This is a genomic window from Nostoc sp. CHAB 5715 (assembly GCF_020829685.1).
In the GTDB taxonomy this organism is placed as follows: Bacteria; Cyanobacteriota; Cyanobacteriia; order Cyanobacteriales; family Nostocaceae; genus Nostoc.
The window spans coordinates 1-8,102 of the sequence record NZ_JAIVFR010000254.1 but is presented as its reverse complement, the minus strand read 5'-3'; the positions used below and the strand labels follow the sequence as shown (position 1 = coordinate 8,102).

At 44.8% G+C, this 8,102-nt stretch carries 13 protein-coding genes and 1 tRNA gene; 7 read left to right on the top strand and 7 right to left on the bottom strand.

What is annotated here, in order from left to right; translation table 11 throughout:
• The 4 genes from LC574_RS15690 to LC574_RS15675 all read right to left on the bottom strand — a co-directional run.
• The coding region (locus LC574_RS15690) for a Uma2 family endonuclease (RefSeq protein ID WP_229454376.1) at positions 1-376 on the bottom strand (376 nt) is incomplete at its 3' end.
• A 31-nt stretch (positions 377-407) separates the two neighbouring features.
• Entirely contained in the window at positions 408-983 is a 576-nt protein-coding gene (locus LC574_RS15685; protein ID WP_229454375.1) for a Uma2 family endonuclease, read from the bottom strand.
• A 172-nt stretch (positions 984-1,155) separates the two neighbouring features.
• Positions 1,156-1,779, bottom strand: coding sequence for a chorismate lyase (locus LC574_RS15680; RefSeq protein WP_229454374.1), 624 nt, complete (start codon positions 1,777-1,779; stop codon positions 1,156-1,158).
• Between the two features lie 242 nt (positions 1,780-2,021).
• A tRNA-Leu gene (locus LC574_RS15675) sits at positions 2,022-2,104 on the bottom strand.
• Between the two features lie 130 nt (positions 2,105-2,234).
• Between LC574_RS15675 and LC574_RS15670 the strand changes: the two genes are divergently transcribed.
• From LC574_RS15670 to LC574_RS15660, 3 genes are all read left to right on the top strand, one after another.
• Positions 2,235-2,375, top strand: a complete 141-nt coding sequence (locus LC574_RS15670) for a hypothetical protein (protein ID WP_229454373.1) — start codon at positions 2,235-2,237, stop codon at positions 2,373-2,375.
• A 151-nt stretch (positions 2,376-2,526) separates the two neighbouring features.
• Positions 2,527-3,870 carry an acetyl-CoA carboxylase biotin carboxylase subunit gene (accC, locus tag LC574_RS15665; RefSeq protein ID WP_229454372.1) on the top strand — a complete coding sequence of 448 codons (1,344 nt, stop codon included), beginning with the start codon at positions 2,527-2,529 and terminating at the stop codon, positions 3,868-3,870.
• 11 nt (positions 3,871-3,881) lie between these two features.
• Positions 3,882-4,205, top strand: a complete 324-nt coding sequence (locus LC574_RS15660; protein WP_229454371.1) for a hypothetical protein — start codon at positions 3,882-3,884, stop codon at positions 4,203-4,205.
• Here the strand turns inward: LC574_RS15660 and LC574_RS15655 are convergent.
• Complete coding sequence (locus LC574_RS15655; RefSeq protein ID WP_229454370.1) at positions 4,183-4,476, bottom strand: YggT family protein; 294 nt, start codon at positions 4,474-4,476, stop codon at positions 4,183-4,185. The genes LC574_RS15660 and LC574_RS15655 overlap by 23 nt on opposite strands.
• Before the next feature lie 232 nt (positions 4,477-4,708).
• Between LC574_RS15655 and psbX the strand changes: the two genes are divergently transcribed.
• The 4 genes from psbX to LC574_RS15635 all read left to right on the top strand — a co-directional run bounded on the left by psbX (position 4,709) and on the right by LC574_RS15635 (position 7,273).
• Positions 4,709-4,828, top strand: a complete 120-nt coding sequence (gene psbX / locus LC574_RS15650) for a photosystem II reaction center X protein (protein WP_174709687.1) — start codon at positions 4,709-4,711, stop codon at positions 4,826-4,828.
• Positions 4,829-5,071: 243 nt separating this feature from the next.
• Positions 5,072-5,989, top strand: coding sequence for a Ycf66 family protein (locus LC574_RS15645; RefSeq protein WP_229454369.1), 918 nt, complete (start codon positions 5,072-5,074; stop codon positions 5,987-5,989).
• Positions 5,990-6,036: 47 nt separating this feature from the next.
• The gene (locus LC574_RS15640) at positions 6,037-6,597 is read left to right on the top strand and encodes a hypothetical protein (RefSeq protein ID WP_229454368.1); all 561 of its coding nucleotides are present in this window, start codon (positions 6,037-6,039) and stop codon (positions 6,595-6,597) included.
• Positions 6,598-6,748: 151 nt separating this feature from the next.
• Entirely contained in the window at positions 6,749-7,273 is a 525-nt protein-coding gene (locus LC574_RS15635) for a Tol biopolymer transporter periplasmic protein (RefSeq protein WP_229454377.1), read from the top strand.
• Here the strand turns inward: LC574_RS15635 and LC574_RS38030 are convergent.
• Positions 7,258-7,389, bottom strand: coding sequence for a hypothetical protein (locus LC574_RS38030; RefSeq protein WP_267871546.1), 132 nt, complete (start codon positions 7,387-7,389; stop codon positions 7,258-7,260). The two genes, LC574_RS15635 and LC574_RS38030, sit on opposite strands and share 16 nt — an antisense overlap.
• Positions 7,390-7,420: 31 nt before the next feature.
• A partial coding sequence (locus LC574_RS15630) for a succinate dehydrogenase/fumarate reductase iron-sulfur subunit (RefSeq protein WP_229454367.1) occupies positions 7,421-8,102 on the bottom strand: 682 nt, incomplete at its 5' end.

Here is an 8,102-nt window from a genome sequence, read left to right as displayed (position 1 = left end):
CTGTCTCCGATCGCAGTTCAATCAAAAAGTCGGGTACAAGTGGCGGAAATTTTTTTCGTTGTTCTGGTGTTAAAGCTTCCCACCGTTCCAATTTTACCCAAGCAGCATCAGGAGAACGTTTTGCACCATTGGGAAGTATAAAGATAGTTGAAGAACTAAAAACTTTCCCTAATTTAGCTTGACGATTCCAATTATTTAAGTCTGTAATTAAATCTGCTTCTTGATTTCCGCTTTCTCCTCCTACTGGTGGCACAATTATTAATTCTCCGGCTGCATTCATTTCCAGGCTTACATCACGATTGACAATACACAATTGATAAAATTGCTCATCGGTTAAATGAGCAATCGGTTCTAGATTTAGCACAACAGTATTCATTAAACCTTTCCTCGTGTCTTTCTTGCTAACATCAGTAAGAAATTCTTGCTTGTTGGAAAATTTCTTGAGGTGTAATTTGCAACCCTTCAAATAAGGAATCTTCTAAACTATCGATACCACGTTTGGTTTGAGGGAGAATATCGGGATAAAAAATAGTAATAGTTTTTGCTCTAGAATCAATAATCCAAACTCGTTGAACTTGAGCTTTTAGATAATCAGTGGCTTTTTCGGTCATTTCTCCGAACGTTTGACCAGGGGAGATAATTTCAATGACTAATTCGGGTGCAACAGGACAAGCCTCATCTTGCAACCAATCAGCAGAAAGACGATTATAAGAAACATAAGTCAAATCTGCTACAGGAACCCAGTCTTGTTGATTTCGTGTTAGCTTAATTGCCCATTCAATTACAACCCGCCCCTTTCCTTGCGCCCATGCAGACAATAGTATAAATAACGCACCTGTTATAGAACTATGAAAAAATTTTGGTGCCATCTCATCGTTTTTGAATTTGGGAACAGCTTCTCCATTAATGAGTTCGTAGGTGATGTCTCCTTCGGGAAGTGCAAGAAATTCTTCGAGGGTGAGTTGGGTTTTAAGTTGAATCATGGTTGAACTTGGGGAATGACTCTATTTTAGAGAGGATGCGATCGCAAAACAACGGCAAACCATCACCGAAAACTCATTAGTTTAACGGCACTAATACCAGATTTGATAATTTCATTGTACGATTTCAGCTACTTGATTTTGCGCGGTAGCGATCGCACCACATCATGCCTTTTTACTGCTTTTTGGAATCTAATTGCATAGCTCCCAAATATTTAGTTAAATAAGGCGAAAAAACTTCATAAATTAAGGTTAGTGGCTGTCCATGATGCCAAAACAAGTAATGGCGACCCCAAAAAGGCCCAGTTATATCAAAACCAGACTCTAGCGCCGATGAGTCGCCATAGTAAATCCCTTGAACATCCCGATACAGTTCTGTGCGAAGACGAGCTAAACTCGCCCAAATTGGTAATGAACGATTTTGCAAATACTCATCTACATGACTAGCTTCCCACCACGAGGTAGCATAGGCTAATCGCTGACTAGAAGCAGTCCGCAGCCACACTTGTCGCCGTAGTCGCGGCCCTGGCACAGCTTGGATTAAATCAGGTGCGCCATCCAAGTCCATGCCAATCAATGACATATCAATGACATCTACTTCTACAGGCTCCCCTGTAAGCAATTCTAGGTGACGTGTTGGAGAGCCGTCACCCAAAAGCATTAGCTGCCAAGCAGGTGCTAACTGAGTATGAGGTAAACTTTTTTGAATTACTTCCTCCCCTCCTTGCCAAATCGGAGTGAGGCGATGCCAAGCTGCTGGCAGTGTTAAGTTGTTTGTCGGCGTAAAAGTAATACTCAATGCTTTTTACAAAACTTCACGTATCTCTATAAAAGCATAAAAAACCATAGAGTCATTTGTCATTTGTCCTCTGTTACAAATTTCTGATGCCTGGGCAAGCCGCAAAGCGTCTAATCTCGCAAGAGATTTTGCGCTTTGTCCTTTGACCAATGACCAATGACTAATGACCCTCTAAATTTAAGGGTCAACAGTCTAAGGTATATTCACCCTCGACTATTGACCCTTGACTAATAAACAAAATATGCGGATGGCGAGACTCGAACTCGCAAGGGCATTGCCCACACGCACCTCAAGCGTGCGCGTATACCAATTCCGCCACATCCGCACGACTTGTCTAAAGATAGACTATAGCATAAGAAACTAATTATAGTAAGGTGATATCTAAGTTATATTTCTCAAAAATATAAATTTCCTCAAGGCGGTATCAGACTGACAGAAATCTAGCATCTGCACAAGTGATATTAAAAAGGGTAGAGCAACTGTGGAAGGTGTGGTGCGATCGCGTACCCACCCTTTCCGGTGGCGATCGCGTATCGCAAAAGCCCAGTTTAGTAAGCTTGCCAAGACTTACAGCAGCAATGTTGTTAGTCTGGTAAAACCCGTAGAGGCAGCAAGCCTGCAATATGCGAGTTTGCTTAGAATCAGGGTGGCGAATCTCCTGTGATAATTTGAAATAATGCGAAAGCGTCGTTTCAAATTGGATCAGAGAAAATGTCAATCTACTGGTAATGATATCGAAACTAAAAAATGAAGTTTGACAAAATATTAATTGCCAATCGGGGAGAAATCGCCCTTCGCATTCTCCGCGCCTGTGAAGAAATGGGAATTGCGACAGTCGCGGTTCATTCCACCGTTGACCGGAATGCTCTCCACGTCCAACTTGCTGATGAAGCGGTTTGCATTGGCGAACCTGCTAGCAGTAAAAGTTATTTGAATATTCCCAATATTATTGCTGCCGCACTGACGCGCAATGCCACTGCTATTCACCCTGGTTATGGCTTTTTGGCAGAAAATGCCCGGTTTGCGGAAATCTGTGCCGACCATCATATTGCTTTTATCGGCCCAACTCCAGAAGCTATAAAGCTGATGGGGGATAAATCCACTGCCAAAGAAACCATGCAAAAAGCTGGAGTCCCGACAGTACCAGGTAGTGAGGGGTTGGTAGAATCCGAGGAAGAAGGATTAAAATTCGCCAAGGATATCGGCTATCCAGTGATGATCAAAGCCACAGCCGGTGGTGGTGGGCGGGGTATGCGCCTGGTGCGTTCTGAAGATGAATTTGTCAAACTTTTCTTAGCAGCCCAAGGGGAAGCAGGAGCAGCTTTTGGTAATTCTGGCGTTTATATAGAAAAATTTATTGAACGTCCCCGCCACATCGAATTTCAAATTTTGGCGGATAACTACGGTAATGTCATCCACTTGGGCGAACGGGATTGCTCAATTCAGCGCCGGAATCAAAAGCTACTAGAAGAAGCACCAAGTCCGGCTCTCGACAAAGACCTGCGTGAGAAAATGGGACAAGCTGCTGTCAAAGCTGCCCAATTTATCAATTACAGTGGGGCGGGTACTATCGAGTTTCTCTTGGATAGATCGGGTAAATTCTACTTTATGGAAATGAACACCCGGATTCAAGTAGAACATCCTGTAACAGAGATGATTACTGGGGTAGATTTAGTTGTCGAACAAATTCGGATTGCCCAAGGGGAAAGACTCAAGCTTACGCAAGAGCAAGTGGTTTTACGGGGTCATGCGATCGAATGTCGGATCAACGCTGAAGACCCAGATCACGACTTTCGCCCTTCTCCTGGACGGATTAGTGGCTATCTTCCTCCTGGAGGCCCTGGTGTTCGCATTGATTCCCACGTTTACACAGATTACCAAATCCCGCCTTACTACGATTCTTTAATCGGCAAGTTAATTGTTTGGGCCCCAGATAGGCCCACTGCTATTAACCGCATGAAACGCGCACTGCGGGAATGTGCCATCACTGGACTACCTACCACCATTGGGTTTCATCAAAGAATTATGGAAACTCCACAGTTTTTGCAGGGTAATGTCTATACAAGTTTTGTCCAGGAGATGAACGGCTAGGGGAGTGGGGAGTGGGGAGTGGGGAGTGGGGGGAGATGAGGGAGATGAGGGAGATGAGGGAGATGAGGGAGATGAGGGAGATGAGGGAGATGAGGGAGATGAGGGAGATGAGGGAGATGAGGGAGATGGAGTGTAACCAATGCCCCATGCCCAATGCCCAATACTTCGGCTTACCTCGGCAACGCTTGGCACAAGTCGCTCAGTACAAGTGCCCAATGCCCCATGCCCAATGCCCATTCCCACTTGCCCTGAGCGTTCGCGTAGCGTCTCGTAGAGAAGCCGAAGGGATGCCCCATTCCCAATGCCCAATCCTTAATTCACATGAGATAGCATAGTCAGCAATCCTTGTTGACCTAGTAATATTTCTCGCAGCAGACTGAAGATACCAACACAAATAATAGGTGTAATGTCCACTCCGCCTATAGGTTGTACCAGTTTTCGCAACGGGATTAAAAATGGTTCGGTAGGCCAAGCTATTAAATTAAAGGGCAAACGATTCAGATCCACTTGCGGATACCAAGTGAGAATGATCCGAAATATAAATAAAAATGTCATCAGCCCTAACACAGAGCCAAGAATCCAAGCAGTCAGGTCAACACCAGTCATCGGTTTAAGGTACTATCTGTAAAGAAAGAAAAACTTAGGCGATCGCTACAAAATTTGAAGCTTTGTAAAGCACTCTCATCATTTTAACCAAATACTGCCACTTCCTTCTGGAATAGAAAAGCAAACTCCCTCACAGCAGTTACCAAGTTTGGCAGTTCAGAGTTAGAGGCTTCTCAAGAAAGTAATACACTATTAAAATTAGGATGAAGTGTGTAAAAAAAGGTTTAGAAGTATGACGCCTTCTTTAGCAAATTTTCTTTGGAGTCTGCTATGGGGTACTGCAATTGTTGTAATCCCCGCTACAGTTGGTCTAATTTTCATTAGCCAAAAAGATAAAATCCAGCGTTCATAATGCTTGTGAGGGTCAAACTGACTCTCATAACCGATGTCTGTCAGGTATTTAAATTGCACTAAAAGCAGCAGTGTTTGCCGCTAGTGGCAGTTGTAGCTGACAGGCATAGGTTTTTTTATTTTTCGGTGAACAGCTTCAGAGCTTCTTTGCCAGAAGCTTTGAAGCTTCAATATATCGTGACTAATTACAGTAGTGATTTTAATTGTGACTCGCTAACATAGATTTGATATTGGGAAAACAGCAATGATAAATTTTGGGCTGAACTCAGCCAGTTTTCTGGCTCAGGTAAATTTTGGGGCAAATTCAGCCAGTATTCTAGGAATTTTCCTGGCTGTGGCTGGGGCAGCACTGTATTTTCTCCGCACTGTGCGTCCAGAATTGTCACGGGATCAAGATATTTTTTTTGCGGCAGTCGGCTTGCTCTGCGGCTTCATTCTCGTGTTTCAAGGATGGCGCTTAGACCCGATTCTACAATTTGGTCAATTGCTTTTAGTTGGCACAACTGTGTTTTTTGCAGTTGAAAGTATTCGTCTGCGGAGTATAGCTACCCAGCAAGCAAAGCGCAACACTCCGATTGTGGATGAAGACCGACCGATTAGCGATCGCTATTCATACAATGATCGCAGAAAATATCAAGCTGAAATGGATGCAGACTTAGATCCACTGCCTTATGAAGACGAGGAAGAACGCCCCATGCGTCCCCGGATTCGGGGTAGCAGGGATGAGATTTCCACTCGTGATAACTACTACGAGGAGCAACCCCCCCGCCGTTCAGAACGCCGCAATAGCAGCAGTAGCGAAAGACAAGCTCCAGCAGATAGAACGCGGCGGCGGACTTCTGGGCGGACTGTGAATCGCCCTTCTGAAAGCTCTGAAGATGAGAATTGGGGTTCTTCATCTAGGCAAGTTGATGATTGGGAAAGTTCGGGAGGAGAAGCCAGAAAACCTTCTCGGCGTAGTAATAACGGGTCTGGGCGTCCAGAAAATCGTGAAGATGATGTCGCTCCCAGACCAAGAAGGCGTCGCCCACCAACTGACTCGGTTTCTCGAAGACCGCGCGAAGATGATGAGGCGATCCCAACTGATTATGTGCCATACAACCCGGTTGAAATGCCAAATGAGGGGCGAGATAATTCGACCGATTTTGATGACGATGTTTAAAACAGTTTGCACAGAACTAGGTTTAAAGGCGACGGAAAACAGTTGAGGTGGAAAAATTTACGCCTACATTTTGGCTCCAAAGACCAATTCATTGGAGCCTGGTTTTTAGTTTAACCAGTTTGCTTGCATCTTGTGGTTATAACGATATTTCCATAGGGCCTACTTCCCTCAACAGTCGCTACACCGAGGAGCAACCTGCTTTGAGTGGAAATGGGCGCTTTTTAGCGTTTGTATCTAATCGGAATGGTAATCAACAGCTACTGGTTTTCGATTTGGAGAGGCAACTGTTTATTGGTACACCGGGGATAAACCGAGCAGAGACAATTGCTGAAAGTCCTAGCTTGAGCTATACCGGGCGTTATATTGCTTATCTTACTAGTGACCAAGGTAGACCAGTAGTGGCGCTTTATGATCGCGCTACACAACAGTCGCAAATCGTCACACCAACCTATCGCGGCTGGGTCAGAAAACCAAATATCAGCCCAGATGGACGTTATGTTGTCTTTGAAACCGCCAGCCGTGGTCAGTGGGATATTGAAGTCCTAGACCGAGGGCCAAATATTGAGTTAGATATTCCTAATGGTGCAACCGTAGGTTCACCTCCGTAGGGATTGGGGGATGAGGGGGATGAGGGAGATGAGGGGGATGAGGGGACAAAAAGTGTTTGCCCCATGCCCCATGCCCAATGCCCCATGCCCAATGCCCAATGCCCCATGCCCAATGCCCCATGCCCAATGCCCTATGCCCCATGCCCAATATATGAAACGTATTTTTTTTATACCTATATTTATATGTTTAAGTTTATTGACTGGGTGTTTTGGCTACCCTCGCCTTTTGAGTTATCCCTTTGATCCGGGGGGTCGAAGTCTCAATAGTTTAGCGTCGGAATTAAACCCCCAAATTTCTGGGAGATACATTGTTTTTATTACAGACCGACGCGGTAGCCAAGATGTTTATATGTTTGATACAGTGACTCGTAATTTGGTTGATTTGCCAGGTTTAAATTCCTTTGATGCGATCGCAACTCATCCTAGCGTTTCCCAAGATGGTCGTTATGTAGTGTTTGGTGCTAGCCGTCAGGGGCGATCAGCTATTTTTCTCTACGACAGGGAAACACGCCAATCACGAAATTTGACTAATAACCTGCAAGCTGAAGTCCGCAACCCTACAATTAGCGCTGATGGTAGTAGGATTGCTTTTGAGTCCAGTAACAACGGTCAGTGGGATATTTTAGTATATAACCGTTATGGACAGCCGTTGAATATACCTCAAGAACCACGTTGAAGAATGGGGAGTGGGGAGTGGGGAGTGGGGAGTGGGGAGATGAGGGAGTGAGGGAGTGAGGGACAAAAATTAATAACCAATGCCCAATGCCCAATTCCCCATTCCCCATTCCCCATTCCCTATTCCCTATTCCCTACTCCCTACTCCCTACTCCCTACTCCCTTCTACCTGTTGCACAGATTCAATGAGCGATCGCACTTGTTGTGTCCCTTCTGAAGGTTCAAATGATAGGGGAAACTTACCCCGGATGATCATCCGTAAACCGAGGGGTGCAAGACTGAGTAATCCTTTTAAATCCCGAAAGTAATTACCGACTACTTGTAAACCAAATTGACGTTCATCAATCCAACCACCTTCTTTAACTAAATCCACTAATACTTTCCGGTGACGAATTGAACGACTATCACTGGCTTGTTTGTGGGTGAGAATTTCTTGTTTAATTTTGGTGATTTGTTCTAATGGTGCAACTTCCATTGGACAAACTGAATCGCAGTATAAACAACGGGTACAACCCCACACGCCTTTAGTACCTTCGTTGTAGCTTGCTAAACGATTTTCGGTGTCGCTATCGCGGGAGTCTGCTACCATCCGGTAAGCTTTGGCAAGGGCATGGGGCCCAACAAAGTTTGGATCAACTTCACGGGCGTTGCATTCAGAATAACAAGCACCGCACATAATACAGTTACCAGTTTGATCGAGGCGCGATCGCTCTTGTGGTGTTTGCAAAAACTCTCTTTCTGGTACTTGTCGTGCTGCCGTACTCACATAAGGAGCAACTGCTTCTAAATTATTCCAGAAGCTGCTCATATCTACAACCAAATCTTTAATC